An 18,302-nucleotide genomic window follows, 5' to 3' on the forward strand; every position below is an offset into this window, starting at 1 on the left:
TAAGTTATATTTTCTGACCTATAAATTTATAATCATAAATTATATTTTTTCTGCTAACAGATAATTTTCAGCCTTACTGAACTTGCCAAATATTTTACCCATTACATAATTATCGTCTGGATGTTCTAATTCATTTAACATTTCTATATAATCAACATCTTTATAGATGATTTTTATACCAAAATCATATGCTAATTCCACTAACGAATGATGAAAACTGCGTAAACGAACATTAGTAGAATATTTAAGATTGTGTGATAATTGAATTATATCAATTGGTAAAGAAATAAAATAACGTAATGGTGTAAGTTCAGAGCCAAAATTATCCCATGAGAAGATAACGCCTAATTGTTTTAACTGTGGCATAATAGTAGTACAGGCTATCTCATGTTGTAAGAATAAAGTTTCATCCATTTCTAATAATAAAGATATTTTTTTATCAATCTTATTATTTAATTTAGCAATTATTTTATTTATATAATCAGTCGATAACATATCTATGTGTAAGATAGGTAAAGATATCATCAAAGATTCTTGAATAGGATTATTATTTGTTAATTGAATAATTTTTTTAACTTCTTCATATATTTTATCCATGATAATAGGGATATGAGGCTGTTGATCTATACTCAGATTATGAGCATAAATCATTCCGGTGTTATTTTGTGTTGGTAACAATTTTATTGCAGCCAATTTACCAGTTTTACAATATTTAATTGGAGTAGCTAATATTTGTATATCATTAGACAATATTTCTATGTTTTGCTCCTGCTTTTCCATAGAAATATTATTAATTACATGTTTATCCGATTTTATATAATTAATTGCATCTGATAATTTGATATTTTTTTGTTTTTGCTCATATAAGTTTGCTGTTGCTTGCTGAATGATTTTTTCTGCATTATTTAAATTTTTACCATAATAAGCCCCGGCAAATAACTTTGTGCTGGAGTGAAGAGCAATATTATGTTCATTTTCAATTGTATTGATAATTTTTTCAATTAATAAAATATTATCTTGATCTTTGCCCCATAAAGCGAAGGAAAATTGCGAGCTGGATAAACGTCCTAAGAATAAAGAAGAAAATTTATCCTGTAATTGATAGGATAGTTTTTTTAGATAATCATCTATTAAAGATAAATCCATGGGGGATAATCTTTGATAAGCAGATATTGATGTGAATTCTACTATAAAAAACGCTAATTTTTCATCATTCAATAATGGTGAAAAAGTTAAAAAACTTTGCAGCCTTTCGGTAATCAATGCTATCTTTGGTAGTTTACTGCCACTATCATATAGAGGTGCATCTAATAATTCTATTTCTCTATGTTTAAAGATATTTATATCTATTAAGGTTCCTAAACAGCGAATTATTTTGCCGGTATTATCGGTTAACGGGCGTGCTTTTAACCAAAACCAATGATAATTTTGTTCTAGATTTTGTAATCTTAAGGCTAATTCTATTGCTCCACCATTATTTTCAGTTATTGTATCTAGTTGGCTTAAAAAATTTAATCTATCTTGTGGATGTAATGAATCTAACCATTTTTGTTTAATTAAAGGGTAATCTATATTTCCCATAATATTTTTTAGTTGTGAAGAATAGCGTATATTGTTAGCTTGAATATCAAAATCCCACAAAATATCGCCAGAACCTTGCAAAGCTAGAGCTAATTGTTCGTTTTTAGAAAGAATTTTTTCAGAAAATTGCTCGTTATATAATGCTTGATAAATGGTAACAAAACACATTAAATTTATTGATACTACTAATAATAAATTTAGTAATAATTGAGAGTCAGTTAAATTTAAGATTCCACTAGCAGTTAAAATATAAAATAATCCTGAAGTTGTTAAAATTATCCAAGCAGGTAGAATTAATTTAATATATTCATGTCCGCATTTATTATATTTGATAAGAGTAATTAATCCTATAACAGGTACTATAACAAATAATAAGCTGGTTATTGTTGCCATTAAATTAGGAGTGATAAAGATTAAAATACTAGCTATTAAGAATGAAACAGTTATTTTTTTCTTAAATTGGTTTAATTTTATTTCAGGAGAATAAATATTTAAATTGGCTATTAGAAAATTAGCAACACTAATAATTAAAGCAAATTCTGCTAAGCTTCTTAAACTAGGTAAATAAGCTAAAGCGGCAGGTAATGAGTTAATGAAAATATATCGGTCAACACATAAATAAAATAACATTGACCAAGCAGTTATAGCTGTAGCAACAAATATATAGCGTTTTTTTACTATGGCTAGCATACTTGTAAATAAGATTAATAAAATACTAATGCCTAATAAAATACTATTATAGCTTATTAGTTTTTTTTCTTGGTTATTATAGCTATTTTCTTCCCATAAAGATAAAATTGGTAACTGATTATTATTTAATTCTCCTACAAAGGTAATAATACTATTGGCGGGTATTGTTATTTGAAAAATATCAGCATTATTATTATTTATATTTGGTAATATATTTCCTTCACTAGGTGTAATAACTCTTATATGTTTTGTATCTAATGATGAATTAAATATTCCTCTTGAATTTAAATTATAATAGGGAGCGATTAAAAGTCGTTCTATTGTTTCATTGCTGTTATTTTCTAATGAAAATTCTACCCAATTACCAGAAGGATTAGTTGATAAACTTTCTATCTCTAGTCTTTTAATAATTCCATTACGATCAGCTTTCGTTAAAATTTTTAATGTTGCTCCAGCATTATTATGTATTTTTATTTGTTTGCTTAGATCCATGAATAAATTTTGCTTATTTACAATTATTGGCTGTGTATTAGCTAAACTAACGTTACTATTTATTAATAGAAAGACAAAAAAAATAGTCAAATTTTTAACTAGTGATAAGAGTAATTTTTTCATTTTAATGCCTTATTAAAGTAGAGTATAGGTAATATATATTATAATGTATCGTTTATGTTTTAATTTTATTAAATATTTCTTCTGCTAAAATTAATTTAGTTGGCTCTCCAATTATAGTTAAGGTTGGTTGTGCGGAGGTAAATAATTTTATAGCTATATTTTTTAAATCTTCAGTTGTAATATTGTTAATTTTTTCTAATAGAATAGCATTCGGTAAACTATGTCCATTTAATAATATCTGTCTTGCAATTTGTCCACAGCGTGATTCCGTATGTTCCTGAGACATTATTAATTGTGCTTTATATTGTGTTTTTGCTCTATGGAGTTCTTCTTCAGTTATTTGCTCAGAGATTTTTTTAAGTTCTTTTATAATAGTTTCAGTTAGTAATTCTATATCACTACCAGAGGTAGCACTATATATTCCAAATAAACCACTATCTGAATAACCAAAGTTAAAACTATAGATAGAATAACATAGCCCTAGATTTTCTCTTACTTCTTGGAATAATCTAGAAGACATACCTCCACCTAAAATTATTGATAATATTTGGCTAAGATAAAATTCGTCACTGTATGAGGAAAATCCTTTAAAACCTAAAATAAATTGGGTATCAATTAATGATCTTCTTTCAATAAAGCTACCACCTACATAATTAGCTGTTTCCCAATATGGTTTAGCATTTGGAGAGCGGTAATTAGATAATTTTTGAGCCGCTTTATCAGTAAATTCAGTGTGATCAATATTGCCAACCGCGCATAATGTTAAACATTGAGAATGATAATTCTGATTCATATAATCATGAATGTCAAGAGGGGTAAAATGTGATATAGTTTCTTTTGTACCTAAGATGGATCTTCCTAATGATTGATTAGGATAAGCTGTTGCCATAAAATAATCGAATAAGATATCATCAGGTGTGTCAAAAGCTGCACCTATTTCTTGCATTATTATATTTTTTTCTTTTATTAAATCTTCTTCTTTAAATATAGGATTAGTTAAAATATCCGTAAGTATATCTAAACCAAGATAAGTGTCATCTTTTAATAATTTGGTATAATATGATGTCATTTCTACGCCGGTAGAAGCATTAATTTCTCCACCTACATTTTCTATTGTTTCGGCTATTTCTTTTGCTGAAAAATTATTAGTACCTTTAAAGGCCATATGTTCAAGCAAATGTGATAAACCATGCTGGCGTAGTTGCTCATTTCTAGAACCATTTTTAACCCAGATTCCTAGCGTTGTACTAGACATATGTTTCATATTTTGTGTTGTTATAGTTATTCCATTATCAAGTATGCTGGTATTTACTGGCATTTTTTCCTCAAAAATTATATTTATTTCAAGCTAAGTTATTGGTCCAATAATCCATAGCTTTAACAACCGCTGGTAAATCTTTAAAATGTGATATGCTGGTTTCGGCGCCTGCTTCCATTAATAGGCTAGAATGTCCTAAATAACTATGTTTACCTCCTGTAAAACCAATAACTCTCATTCCAGCAGCCACGGCTGCTTTTACACCTATTACACTATCTTCAATTATTATTGTGTTTTGAGGTTTTGCCTTAGTTTTTTCAGCAATAGATAAAAATCTATCAGGAGTAATTTTAATGTTTTGCGTTTCTACTTCAGGAGCTGAGAAAATATTTTGATTAAAAATATGTTCTAGTTTAAATTTATTGCATATTTGTTTTATCCACTTATTTGAACGGTTAGTAGTTAAAGCTTTAGGTAAGCAAATATCATTTGCAGCTTTTAAAAAACCATCCATTAAAGCTATATCTTTAATTAAAGTTTGTTCTATATTTTCCCAAATATCAATTAATTTAGCTGAAATAGGTAAGGGTGATTGTTGTTCGATATCCTTAAGAATTTCTTTCCAAGTTATATTGACATATTTTTTAATGAATTCATCAATATTCATTTTGTGACCTGCCTTATTTAAAATCATATTTTGCTGGCTAGCAATTAAATATTCTGAATCTATTACTACTCCATCCAGGTCAAAAATGATAAGTTGCAGATTTTGCATGAATATTCACCTTATATAAAAAACTTTAACTTGTTATTTACTCTATTTAGATAAAATAAGCAATTATAGTTTTAATTGATATGGAGATGAAATGTTAAAGGTTACAAAAACTATCGATAATAGTTATTTATCTCCCGCGGTAGATACTTATAAAGATAAAATATTACAAGGCGATTGTATCTCTATTTTAAATATGTTACCTGCTAAGTCAGTTGATGTAATTTTTGCGGATCCTCCGTATAATCTACAATTACAAGGTAATTTATGTCGACCTGATCAAACTGTAGTTGATGCAGTGAATGATCAATGGGATCAATTTGAAAGTTTTGAAGCTTATGATGCTTTCACTAGAGCGTGGTTAATGTCATGTAGGCGCTTGTTGAAAAATGATGGAACTATATGGGTTATTGGTTCTTATCATAATATCTTCAGATTAGGCGCTATAATGCAAGATTTAGGTTTTTGGATATTAAATGATATTATATGGCGTAAGTCTAACCCGATGCCTAACTTTAGAGGTAAACGTTTTCAAAATGCACATGAAACTTTAATTTGGGCTTCTGTAAATAAAAATGCTAAAAAATATACTTTTAACTATGAAACATTAAAAGCCGCTAATGAAGATAAGCAAATGCGTTCTGATTGGTTATTTCCGTTATGTACTGGTAATGAAAGATTAAAAGATGATAATGGCATTAAAGCTCATCCAACCCAAAAACCAGAGGCATTATTATCTAGGATCCTACTCTCTTCTAGTAAGACGGGCGATGTAATTTTGGATCCTTTTTTTGGTTCAGGAACTACTGGTGCTGTAGCAAAAAAATTAGGCAGACATTTTATTGGAGTAGAGCGCGAAGAAAAATATATAAAAGTTGCACAAAAAAGAATAGATAATGTAAAAAAACTAGAAAATATTTCTTTATCTATAGTACCTAGTAAAAAACAACAACCAAGAATATCATTTTTAAGTTTGCTAGAGGCAGGTCTGATTCATGCAGGAACAGTATTATATGATAAAAAAGCTAAAATTACAGCAATAGTAAGAGCTGATGGAACTTTATTTTATAATCAAGAAGCTCTTTCTATTCACATTTCAGGTAGAAAAGCACAAAATACTGAAAGTTGTAACGGTTGGTTATATTGGCATTATTATGATGAAAATAAATTACTTCCTATTGACAATTTACGGCAAATGGTTAAAAATAAAATGCAGGGCTTAGATTAACTTAATTTATCTAGAGATATCAGGCAGATGGCGTTAAAAAAACAAAAGTACGTATCTAATATAACTGATATCGCTAGACCTATCATTGACGGCATTTTGATTGATAAAGTAGGATTTGGTTTCGACTTTGTTTCTAGTTGGCATTCTGTGGTAGGTGATTATGCTAAATGGAGCTATCCTTCTAAAATAAGATGGTCAAAGAAAAAAGAAATAGGTGGCGCAACCTTATTAATTAATTGTACCTCTTTAGCAGAACTACATTTACAGCATATGACGGTAGAGATTTGTGATAGGGTTAATATGTTTCTTGGCTATGCAGCTATAGGCAAAATAAAATTTAAAAAAATATCAGAGGATAAGTTGCGTAAAAGTAATCGCACTGGATTGACGTTAATATGAAAACCAGTGTTATGAATTATGTTGTTTAACCGAGCATGTGGTGAAAGAAGAAAGGATATATTGTGAAAATTAAAATAGGTAAAATAGTTGGTTGCTTAATAGTAGCATTAGGTTTATTGGGTATTTACTCTCCTATAAATGTTTTAGCTTATACTAAACCTCATTCTACAGTGAATATGGATAAATTAATTAATCAACCAAATATTTTACCAGATATGGTTAAAGGGCAGGTTAATGCTCCTGTTACTATAATAGAATATGGCTCTTTAACTTGCTCCTATTGTGGAGTTTTTTTCTTGTCTGTTTATCCTCAAATACAAAAAAAATATATAGATACAGGCAAGGTAAAGTTAATTTTTAGGGAATTTCCTCTTGATCCTTTTTCTACTGCCGCATCTATGGTAGCACGTTGTGCAGCTCCTAAAGATTATTTTTCTGTTATTGATACTTTTTTCACTAATCAACAACAATGGTTGACTGCAGGACCTGAGCAAGCAAGAGACTATATTTTTAGAGTGGCCGCAAAATATGGTTTAGATAAACAGAAAACTCTCTCTTGTTTTGATAATAAAGACATTTTAGATAAATTAAAAAATGGTTTAACAGTTGCCTATGAACAATTTAAAATTGATGCAGCTCCGACTTTTGTTATTAATGGTGATTTATATAAAGGGGCTTTAAATTTTGCAGAAATCTCTGAAATAATAGATGCTCATCTGGCTAAAGTTAGACATTAATTCGTTGAGTTAACATATTAGATAGATTGATTTTTATAAAAAAATTATTTAATATGAACGCAATTGCAGAGATTCTTTGTAGCAATATAAACTTGTAAATAGGAGAATATACTTATGGTAAAATGGGTATATAATTTTGGTGATGGTTCTGCTGAAGGATCTGCTAAGGATAAAAATTTATTAGGCGGTAAGGGGGCTAATTTAGCCGAAATGAGTAATTTAGGTCTGCCCGTTCCGCCTGGATTTACAATCACTACAGAAGTATGTAGTCATTATTACGCTAATCAAAATCAATACCCAAAAGAATTATTTGAGCAAGTAGAAATAGCGCTTGATCGATTAGCAAAACAGATGCATAGAAAATTTGGATCTGAAGATAAGCCATTATTACTTTCTGTGCGTTCTGGTGCTAGAGCTTCAATGCCAGGTATGATGGATACAGTATTAAATTTAGGATTGAATGATAAAACTGTTCAAGCACTTGCTAAAGAAACACAAAATGAGCGTTTTGCTTATGATAGCTATCGTCGTTTTATTCAAATGTATTCCAATGTAGTGTTGGACATTGAGCATCATATGTTTGAAGAAGCATTGGACGATCTTAAGTTAAGTAAAGCTATAGAACAAGATACTGACTTAGATGCAGATGATTTAAAAACCTTGGTAAATAATTATAAAGAAATAGTTAAGGAACAATTAGGCAGAGAATTTCCTCAAGATCCACAACAACAACTTTGGGGCGCTATTGGGGCTGTTTTTTCTAGCTGGATGAGACCAAGAGCTATAACTTATAGAAGATTAAATAACATACCGGAAACTTGGGGAACAGCGGTTAATGTTCAAGCTATGGTATTTGGAAATATGGGTAATAATTGTGCTACAGGAGTTGCATTTACTCGAAATCCATCAACTGGAGAAAATAAGTTATACGGAGAGTTTCTATTAAATGCTCAAGGAGAAGATGTCGTAGCAGGTATTCGTACCCCGCAAAATATTTCTGAAGAAGCTCGTATAGAAGCTGGATGTGCTAAGCCATCATTGGAAAAATTATTTCCAGATGTTTTTAAATATTTCACTAATATTTGTAGTACTTTAGAAAAACATTATCGTGATATGCAAGATTTAGAATTTACTGTCGAAAATGGTAAATTATGGATGTTACAAGCCCGAAATGGCAAACGAACAGCCAAAGCTGCATTAAAAATAGCGGTAAATCTAGTAGAAGAAGGTATATTAACACCACGTGAGGCAATTTTAAGAATTGACCCTAGATCTTTGGATCAATTATTACATCCAACAATTGATCCAAAAGCTGATAAAGAAATTATAGCAAAAGGTTTGCCTGCTTCGCCTGGTTCAGCTGTAGGTGAACTTGTTTTTTCTTCTGAGGAAGCAGAAAAAGTTGTAGCAGAAGGACGTAAAGTTATTTTAGCAAGAATAGAGACTAGTCCAGAAGATATTAACGGTATGAATGTATCTGAAGGAATTTTAACTACTCGTGGAGGGATGACTAGTCATGCTGCTGTGGTAGCTAGAGGTATGGGCAAGCCGTGTATATCTGGAGCAGGTAGTATTAAGATTAATTATAAAACTCAAAGTCTTGTAGTAGGCGATGTGTCATTAAGTAAAGGCGATATTATAACTATTGATGGCTCTACAGGTGAAGTTTTAAAAGGTAAAGTACGTATGTTGCAACCAGAACTTTCTGGAGATTTTGCTAAGCTTATGTCTTGGGCAGATGAAATTCGTCGTATGAATGTAAGAGCCAACGCAGAAACACCAGAAGATGCGCGGACCGCTCGTAGTTTTGGAGCGGAAGGCATAGGATTATGTCGTACTGAACATATGTTTTTTAATGGTGAAAGAATTATCGCTGTTAGAGAAATGATATTGGCAGAAACGGAGAAAGAGCGTAAAATAGCTTTAGCAAAATTGTTACCTATGCAGCGTCAGGATTTTATAGAATTATTTTCTATAATGGAAGGATTACCGGTTACTATTAGATTATTAGATCCACCTTTACATGAATTTTTACCGAAAACTGATGAAGAAATGCAGCAAGTATCTACTGCTATGGGTGTTTCAAAAGAAAAGCTTAAAATATTAGCAGAAAATTTACATGAATTTAATCCTATGTTAGGCTTAAGGGGTTGCAGATTATCGATTACTTATCCAGAAATAGCTGAGATGCAAGCAAGAGCTATTTTTGAAGCTGTAGCAGAAATAGCTCTTAGTAATAAGTTACCTGTGGTACCAGAAATTATGGTTCCTTTAGTCGCCTTAAAAGAAGAATTAGCTTTTGTTAGATCAATCATTGAACAAACTGCTTTGCAAGTCATGAAAGAAAAAAATATAAAATTTGACTATATAATAGGTACGATGATTGAATTGCCACGCGCAGCTTTATGTGCAAGATCAATTGCTGAAGAAGCTGATTTCTTTTCATTTGGAACGAATGATTTAACGCAAACGACTTTGGGTATTTCTAGGGACGATTCAACACCATTTTTATCCACTTACATTGATCAGAAAATATTAAAGCAAGATCCGTTTAGTTCTATTGATATAGAAGGTGTTGGTGAATTAGTTAAAATAGGTACTGATAGAGGTAGAGAAACAAAGAAAGATTTAAAAGTTGGTGTTTGTGGTGAACATGGTGGGGATAGTGATTCAATATCTTTATTTGAAAAAATAGGATTAGATTATGTATCTTGTTCTCCATATAGGGTACCAATAGCTCGTTTAGCAGCAGCACAAGCATACATATTAAAAGATAGCTGATTAATTGATGATATTAGGTACTTAACTATCTTTTCAACTATTGCTTAAGTGGTAATGTGAGATTTATAATTAATTTATTTAGTTATATTGGTAGTTAATATTTAGTTGAATCTTGTTGGTCTATTCTATGTAATTGTCGGAATCATAACAATATTTATAGCTATGATTCCATACATTTACTGAATCTAACTTAATGCTAGATTGAGTTTAACGGTTGTAATTGTAAATATAGATTATAATTAATATCGCTGCTAAGTAATTTATTTAATTATATAGATAGTTAGTATTTATTGTATTTTGCTGGTTTATTTTATGTAATTGTTAGAATTATCATAATAATATTTATAGCTATGATTACAGACATTTAACAAAGTTAACTTATATATAGATGTATTGAGTTTAATAGTTATGAAAGTAAAATTATGCGATATAAATATATTCGTAAAATATCACCTTTTGCGGTATGGTCTTGGCGTTTAGCCTCTTTTGCTTTTTTGTTCTTATTAACTATTCTGCTATTGTATATAGCAAATATATTGAATGGAAAAATTATATATCTTTTTTTATCAATTACCGTTATTTTATCAGTTCTTGCTATTTTTTTATCCATATTATCATTTGCTGCTTTCTGGAAGAGAGGAGATATAGCAGGAAAAAGAGCCTTGTTTGGCTTTATATTTTCTTTATTAATGTTAATTTTAGTCATATATATGGTTGATAAGTCTCGTAAATCTGGCGCTGATATATCTACTAATTTAATGGATTCACCAGAATTTATTGAGGAAATATATAAAGATCCAGGAAATAAATTAATCATATTGAATAATTTCATAGATGGTAAAGATAAAGATTATTCTTCCTATAATGTAACAGGGCGTCGTTACATGTTATCTTCTAAAGATTTAACTAGGTTAATTGTAGATTATTTAGATGATAAAAAAATAAAAAGCTTCACTAAATCAATAAATATTAAGGGGCAAAAGCTTGTTTTTATACAAGCTAATATTAACTATCCAATTTTTTCTAATATTAGCGATATAATTATAAGGATTATAGATGAAGGTGATACAAGTTTTTTAGATATGCGGTCAAAATATAGTAGAGGTGAACCAGATTTTGGTTTAAATCTTTACATAGTGAAAAAACTTTTACAAGAATTAGATAATCAAATTATTTTTTTACCGTTACATAAAAAAGATAGCAACTTTATCGTTAATCAATTCTAAATTAATATCTCTAGTGAATTATAGTTTTATATATTTCACTAGAGGTATCATTAGTATAATGGATTAGGTAATTCAGATTTCTCTGTTATGTATATTTAATCCCAACTAAGAGCACCACCATTTTGGTATTCTATTACTCTTGTTTCAAAGAAATTCTTTTCTTTTTTAAGATCCATAGTTTCAGACATCCAAGGGAAAGGATTCTCAACTTCATCGAATACAGGATCTAATCCTAATTGTCCACAACGACGATTGGCAATAAATTGTAAATATTTTTCACATAATTCTATGTTTAGACCTAATAAGCCTTTCGCCATAGTATCTTTACCATATTCTATTTCTAGCTCTGTTGCTTCGCGCAACATTTTTTGTACTTCTTGTTGAAATTCTGCAGTCCATAGATGAGGGTTTTCTATTTTAATTTGATTGATAACATCAATACCAAAGTTCAAATGGATGGATTCATCTCGTAAAATATATTGATATTGCTCTGCTATACCAACCATTTTAGAACGTCGTCCTAATGATAAGATTTGAACGAATCCAGTATAAAACCAAATGCCTTCAAATATGACATAAAATGCTACAAGATCACGTAAGAAGGCTTGATCAGTTTCAAATGTACCAGTTTTAAAGTCTGGGTCATTAAGACTTTGAGTATATTTTAATGCCCAATTGGCTTTACGGGTAATTGATGATACTTCTCGATACATATTGAATAATTCACCTTCATCTAGCCCTAAACTTTCAACGATATATTGAAAGGTATGGGTGTGAACAGCTTCTTCAAATGCTTGTCTTAATAAATATTGTCGGCATTCAGGGTTGCTTAAATGGCGATATATAGCCAGTACGATATTATTAGCTACTAATGATTCTGAAGCTGCAAAAAAACCTAAGTTTCTTTTTATCATATGTCTTTCAGACTCGGTTAATCCGTCTTTTGATTTCCATAAAGCTAGATCTGCTTGCATAGATACTTCAGTGGGCATCCAGTGATTATTACAACCAGCTAGATATTTTTCCCAAGCCCAATGATATTTTAAAGGCAGTAACTGATTAACGTCTGCCCTAGCATTTATCATCCGTTTTTCATCAACGGTAACCCGGCCACCAGAAGAGTCAATTTGACCCAAACCAGTGGTATTTACAGATTCGTTTAACATTTTATATACCTTATATAAATGAAGTTATTTTATAAAATATACATCAATAATTCAACAAAAGGCAAGCGTATAATATTGTTCATGAAAGGCTGCTTGATATTATCATAGGTGACACATTTGCTAGATAATAAGTCGCTATCTTGTTGATATATATGTATAATTTAGGTTCTAGCAGTCTATTTCGCAATAAATTTTTTTGTGAGGTATTTATAGTCGGAAGACAAGTAATGTAAGGGTTTTTAAAGAGAATCTTTTATAAATATTTTTATCTATAAAATGTCAGTTTTCTACAGATATTTATTTAAATAATTAGGTGAGGGTGAATTTATATATTTTTAAGATACGACTGAACCATGAAGTTAATAACTATGATATCGTCAAAAGCTTATGACTATATAATATTTATCAATGCAAATAATCTTAATGATAAAAAAATAACCTTAATTATATAGTTACCCTGAGGAGATGCATATATAATTAAGGTATTTAAAAAATTTAATAGATAATGATTAATCGAATCAGAATCTTTATAATATTATTGACAGGCTTCGCAATCCTGATCATCAATAGAACAGCTAGTATAAGTTGTACTATTATTTATAGACACTGCGTTTAATCTACCATCTGTACCTTTAAGGGTAGATTTTTCTACATGAGTTGCAGACATAGAACGTAAGTAATATGTTGTTTTTAAACCTTTTTGCCAAGCACTTCTATATAAAGCATCTAACAATTTTCCTGATGGATTTTTGATGTAAAGATTTAAAGATTGCCCTTGATCTATCCATTTTTGTCGTCTAACAGCACATTCAAGTAACCAGCTATAATCTACTTCAAAAGCAGTAGCATATAGTTTTTTGAGTTCGTCAGGAATTCTTTCAATTTGTCCTAGTGAGCCATCGTAATATTTAAGATCTGAAACCATGGCTTTATCCCATAAATTTAATTTTTTTAGATCTCTAACTAAATAGGAATTAACAATAGTAAAATCACCGGACATATTAGATTTAACAAATAAATTTTGGTAAGATGGTTCAATAGACTGAGATACACCACAAATATTTGATATAGTAGCGGTTGGCGCAATCGCCATCAGATTAGAATTTCTAATAGCTTTTTTTGCTCTTTCACGTAAAATATTCCAATCGAACCTAGCTGAACGATCTATTACTAGAGTTTCACGATTTTCAGCTAATAAATCTATAGAATCAATTGGTAAAATTCCTTGCGACCATAACGATCCTGGAAAGCTCTTATATGCACCTCTTTCATCGGCTAAATCACAAGAAGCTGAGATAGCATAATAACTGATAGCTTCCATACTTTCATCTGCAAATTCTACTGCTTTTTCATCTGCGTAAGGTATACGTAAAATATGTAAGGCATCTTGGAAGCCCATTAAACCTAATCCTACTGGTCTATGAGCTTCATTCGATTTGCGAGTTTCTGGAATAGTATAAAAGTTAATGTCTATAACATTATCTAGCATCCGCATTGCAGTTTTAACGGTATTTTTTAGATGGTCATGATCTAGACCTTTTTCAGTAATATGATTAACTAAATTAATAGAGCCCAAATTACAGACGGCTACTTCATCTTTATTAGAATTAAGAGTAATTTCTGTACAAAGATTAGACGAATGAACTACTCCAACATGCTGCTGTGGCGAACGGAGATTACATGGATCTTTAAAAGTCATCCATGGGTGTCCAGTTTCAAAAAGCATAGTTAACATTTTACGCCAAAGATCAATAGCTTTAATTTTTTTATATAATTTTATTTCGCCTCTATCAGCTTTTTGTTCATATTCTATATAGGCTTTCTTGAATTTTAAACCATATAAATCATGTAAATCAGGAACCTCATCAGGAGAAAATAAGGTCCATTCTTCATTATTGATCATTCTTTCCATAAATAAATCAGGAATCCAGTTAGCCGTATTCATATCGTGAGTTCTACGACGATCATCTCCGGTATTTTTTCGAAGATCTAAGAAAGACTCAATATCAATATGCCAAGTTTCAAGATAAGCACATACTGCGCCTTTACGTTTTCCACCTTGGTTTACCGCTACAGCAGTGTCATTAGCTACTTTTAGAAAAGGTACTACACCTTGACTTTTACCATTAGTTCCTTTGATATGTGCTCCTAAACCGCGTACAGGAGTCCAGTCATTTCCTAATCCACCTGCATATTTAGATAAAAGTGCATTATCTTTTATACATTTGAAAATATCATCTAAGTCATCAGATATAGTAGTTAAAAAGCATGAAGATAGCTGTGGTCTAAGAGTTCCTGCATTAAATAAGGTTGGGGTAGATGACATAAAATCAAATGAAGATAATAGATTATAAAATTCTATAGCTTTTTCTTCTCTATTTTTTTCTTTTATACTTAATCCCATAGCGATTCGCATAAAGAAAGCTTGAGGTAGTTCATATCTTTTTCCATCACTATGTAAAAAATATCTATCGTATAATGTTTGTAAGCCTAGATATTGGAATTGGAGGTCACGATCAGCTTTAAGTGCATTTGAGATAATATCAAGATTGAATGTTGCTAGTTCTGGTGAAAGTATACCTTCTTTGATTCCCATTGCTATAAATTCTGGAAAATAAGTGATATATCTTTGTTGCATTTGCGAATGGGTTGATTGTTCATTTTTACCCGTTACTAAAGATAAAGCTTCCTGACGTAGTTTATCTAATAATAATCTAGCACATACAAAACTATAATTAGGTTCTACTTCAATTAAAGTTCTTGCTGCTAAAATGGGTGCAAGAGATAATTCATCAGCTGTAATACCATCGTATAAATTTTTTCTTGATTCAGTGAGAATATCTTGAGAAGACACAAAGTCTAATCCCCAACATGCTTCATTAATTAAAGTTAAAAAACGAAGTTCATCCCATGGGGTTAGAGTTCCATCAGCATTTTTTACATTGATTTTATATGATTTTGTATCGTGTTTATCTTTACGGTCTTTTGCACGTTGTTCGCGGTATAATACATAAGCACGAGCTACCTGATGATACTCATTGCGCATCAATATTAATTCAACTAGATCTTGTATTTCTTCTATATGTAAAATTCCATTTGCATGTGGACGACGCATAAGGGAATTCATAATTTGATCTGTTAAATCTTGAGTAATATCGAAAAGTTTTTGAGATCCAGATAGATTTTCTCCTTCAACAGCTAAAAAGGCTTTGGTGAGAGCTAGGGTTATTTTTTTAGAATCAAAATCAGTTAAAGATTTATTTCTTCTGATAACTTTGAAGGCTGATATTTGATTATTTAACTGATCAAGTTTATCAGTAGTTACCGAATTTGATAGGTTATTTAGTTTAACCTCAGCCATTATTGTCACCTTTTCAATATTAACGTTTATGGGTAATTAATTTATGGATATATTAAATCTAAATATCAAAATTATATCCAATGATTTATTTCTATATAGTATTTATATACCATTTTTTTTCAAGTTTTAAAAAATAATTTAAACAATAAATTTTAAAAAATATTTTTTAATAATATTGTTAGTAAGATAAATTTGGCTTGAAATTATTTTATTATTTAGTTATAAAGTCCATATGTTGTTGGGGTATAGCCAAGTGGTAAGGCATCGGTTTTTGATACCGACATTCCCTGGTTCGAACCCAGGTACCCCAGCCATTTTTCCATTAATTTTGTTTGTATTTTACGATAAGCTTTTGAGCTTTTCTTGTAATTAGTATTTAGAATTATAAATTATTTGTTTAGATAGCTTTATCTAGGAAATTTATAACCAGCCCTTTTTTTTGAAATACCATAATGGACCTAAAGCCGATAATAACATAGCTATTATAGTTATAGGATAGCCCCAAATGGAATTTAATTCTGGCATATATGCAAAATTCATACCATATATAGATGCTATAAGGGTAGGGGGCATGAATGCAACAGCGACAACAGAGAATATTTTTATAATAGCATTTTGATCAGTGGAAATTAAGCCCACTACTGTATCTAATAGAAAATTTACTTTATTACTTAGATAATTAGCGTAACTTTCAAGTGATTCTATGTCCCGTGTTATTTTTTTGGTATTACTTTGAAAGCTTTCATGATTTTTATTATTGTCTAAATGGTTCGCTGCATAAATAAGAAATCTTTTTATTCGTGATAAATTTTCTCTAGCACGTGATATTAATGAACCTTCACGACCAATTTGTTGTAAAATCGCCCGGAATTCTTTAGGGGTCATTGGAGTTGCTTCGTGTCTATTTTCATAGAATAAGAATGAATTAATATTATCTATATGTAAGGAATTGGTTTCAATTAAATCCGCTAATTGTTCGACAAATTGATTAATAAAAATAATCATTAATAGGCTATTATCAGTATCTTCTTTTATTAATCCGTTCTCACCTTTTATTAATTTATTAATAAAAGAATCTAAGGTTAGGGAATCTAAATATCTTATTGTTATTAATTTATTTTCTTTATGAATGAAGGTAACAGGAGTAATTTTAAAATTTCTTTTTTCGTCACAATATAGATGCATTAAAGTGAGATATATTATATCTTTTTCTACGTATAATCTGCTGGATTCTTCTATTGATAAAATATGGGTTAAGTTAGGAATAGAAATATTATATAATTCTTCTATTTGTTTACGCTCTTCTGGAGTCGGATATAATAGGTCAACCCATAGAGTATCTTCGCCATGGTCACAAAGATTTATTTTCTGTAAAGATGATGTTAATTTTTTATAACAATAAATCATTTTATATGCTCTACTTTTTATTTAAACGTTATTTTTGTTTATATGTTGCACAATTGTTATAAGCTTTAGAAAAATTTATTATTATTCATAAAAATGATATTTATAGGAGGAATAACTATCTATAGAGTGTTCACTCTATAGATAGTTAAAGAGAATTATTAGTTAAGATTTGAATAGCTATTAATATAATCGCTATGATAATTTTAGTAGGTTAGAAGCCCTTGAATATCGATCATATTCCATGCTTACCCTACAAGAATATATATATATATTCTTTAACGTCCTTGTGGTGGATATTATTAGCTAAAATAGCTTAAATATCAGCATAATAAAAGATAATAAGAGCTAACTAATATACAATTATTTTCGCTCCTTTTTTTACTCTGTCGTATAAGTCGATAATATCTTGATTTAGTAATCTTATACATCCTGAAGAGACATTTTTACCGATAGACCACCATTCTGGAGAACCATGTATTCTATATAATGTATCTCCTTTTTCATTATATATGTAGATAGCTCTTGGACCTAATGGATTGTTAAGGCCTGGTGGGTAAGTTTTCATTATTCCATTAAGATAAGGATCTCTTTTTACCATGGCTGCGGTAGGGGTCCAGGTAGGCCATTGTTTTTTCATTCCTACATAACCTTTTCCTGACCAAGTAAAACCTGCTTTTCCAACCCCAATACCATAGCGTATAGCGGTTTGTTCATTTTCGATATAATATAAAAAGTGATTATTTGTATCTATTACAATAGTTCCGGGTTTTTCTTTAGTGTGATTTATTACTTTTTTACGTAAAAATTCAGACGGAATTTTTTTATAGGGAGTAGGAGGTATTACCCAATCCTTTTCTTTTTTTTCTGAATAAATAAGATCAAATTGGTTATTAGAGAAAAGGTTATTAGGTAAATTAGGAGAGCAAGCTGTGATAAAAATACTTAGACCTAATATAGAGAGTTGTAAAAAATATTTTAATTGTAATTTTTTCATAAGACACCATAAAATTAAAATCTGCTAAACTATTGAGGAACAAACTATCCTTAAAATGGTTAGTTATTACAATTGTTCCATCTTGAT

12 protein-coding genes and 1 tRNA gene are annotated in these 18,302 nt (G+C 30.0%); 6 read left to right on the forward strand and 7 right to left on the reverse strand.

Going from position 1 to position 18,302, the window contains the following annotated elements:
• Positions 1–39: 39 nt before the first annotated feature.
• From AB6T46_RS03330 to AB6T46_RS03340, 3 genes are read right to left on the reverse strand one after another with little or no spacing between them, the layout of a single operon-like run.
• Positions 40–2,886: an EAL domain-containing protein gene (locus tag AB6T46_RS03330; RefSeq protein WP_370931992.1), complete on the reverse strand. Its 2,847-nt coding sequence runs from the start codon at positions 2,884–2,886 to the stop codon at positions 40–42.
• A gap of 52 nt (positions 2,887–2,938) precedes the next feature.
• Positions 2,939–4,204, reverse strand: a complete 1,266-nt coding sequence (locus AB6T46_RS03335) for a M16 family metallopeptidase (protein ID WP_370931993.1) — start codon at positions 4,202–4,204, stop codon at positions 2,939–2,941.
• A gap of 25 nt (positions 4,205–4,229) precedes the next feature.
• A complete protein-coding gene (locus AB6T46_RS03340) occupies positions 4,230–4,919 on the reverse strand; it encodes an HAD family hydrolase (RefSeq protein WP_370931994.1) in 690 nt (229 codons plus the stop codon).
• Between the two features lie 91 nt (positions 4,920–5,010).
• Between AB6T46_RS03340 and AB6T46_RS03345 the strand changes: the two genes are divergently transcribed.
• The 5 genes from AB6T46_RS03345 to AB6T46_RS03365 all read left to right on the forward strand — a co-directional run bounded on the left by AB6T46_RS03345 (position 5,011) and on the right by AB6T46_RS03365 (position 11,287).
• The gene (locus AB6T46_RS03345) at positions 5,011–6,144 is read left to right on the forward strand and encodes a site-specific DNA-methyltransferase (protein ID WP_370931995.1); all 1,134 of its coding nucleotides are present in this window, start codon (positions 5,011–5,013) and stop codon (positions 6,142–6,144) included.
• A gap of 27 nt (positions 6,145–6,171) precedes the next feature.
• A complete protein-coding gene (locus AB6T46_RS03350) occupies positions 6,172–6,543 on the forward strand; it encodes a DciA family protein (RefSeq protein ID WP_370931996.1) in 372 nt (123 codons plus the stop codon).
• A gap of 62 nt (positions 6,544–6,605) precedes the next feature.
• Positions 6,606–7,280: a DsbA family protein gene (locus tag AB6T46_RS03355; RefSeq protein WP_370931997.1), complete on the forward strand. Its 675-nt coding sequence runs from the start codon at positions 6,606–6,608 to the stop codon at positions 7,278–7,280.
• A 114-nt stretch (positions 7,281–7,394) separates the two neighbouring features.
• Complete coding sequence (gene ppdK, locus AB6T46_RS03360; RefSeq protein WP_370931998.1) at positions 7,395–10,061, forward strand: pyruvate, phosphate dikinase; 2,667 nt, start codon at positions 7,395–7,397, stop codon at positions 10,059–10,061.
• 422 nt (positions 10,062–10,483) lie between these two features.
• Positions 10,484–11,287 (forward strand): hypothetical protein, encoded by an 804-nt coding sequence (locus tag AB6T46_RS03365; RefSeq protein WP_370931999.1) that lies wholly within the window; start codon positions 10,484–10,486, stop codon positions 11,285–11,287.
• 95 nt (positions 11,288–11,382) lie between these two features.
• On the opposite strand, the gene AB6T46_RS03370 is transcribed toward AB6T46_RS03365, so the two are convergent.
• Complete coding sequence (locus AB6T46_RS03370) at positions 11,383–12,453, reverse strand: ribonucleotide-diphosphate reductase subunit beta (RefSeq protein ID WP_370932000.1); 1,071 nt, start codon at positions 12,451–12,453, stop codon at positions 11,383–11,385.
• 535 nt (positions 12,454–12,988) lie between these two features.
• Positions 12,989–15,814 (reverse strand): ribonucleoside-diphosphate reductase subunit alpha, encoded by a 2,826-nt coding sequence (locus AB6T46_RS03375; RefSeq protein WP_370932001.1) that lies wholly within the window; start codon positions 15,812–15,814, stop codon positions 12,989–12,991.
• Positions 15,815–16,053: 239 nt separating this feature from the next.
• Between AB6T46_RS03375 and AB6T46_RS03380 the strand changes: the two genes are divergently transcribed.
• Positions 16,054–16,128 (forward strand) — tRNA-Gln (locus AB6T46_RS03380).
• Positions 16,129–16,234: 106 nt separating this feature from the next.
• On the opposite strand, the gene AB6T46_RS03385 is transcribed toward AB6T46_RS03380, so the two are convergent.
• Complete coding sequence (locus tag AB6T46_RS03385; protein ID WP_370932002.1) at positions 16,235–17,221, reverse strand: CorA family divalent cation transporter; 987 nt, start codon at positions 17,219–17,221, stop codon at positions 16,235–16,237.
• Between the two features lie 349 nt (positions 17,222–17,570).
• The gene (locus tag AB6T46_RS03390) at positions 17,571–18,215 is read right to left on the reverse strand and encodes a L,D-transpeptidase (RefSeq protein ID WP_370932003.1); all 645 of its coding nucleotides are present in this window, start codon (positions 18,213–18,215) and stop codon (positions 17,571–17,573) included.
• Positions 18,216–18,302 lie beyond the last annotated feature (87 nt).

It is taken from the genome of Bartonella sp. DGB1 (genome assembly GCF_041345015.1).
Lineage (GTDB): Bacteria > Pseudomonadota > Alphaproteobacteria > Rhizobiales > Rhizobiaceae > DGB1.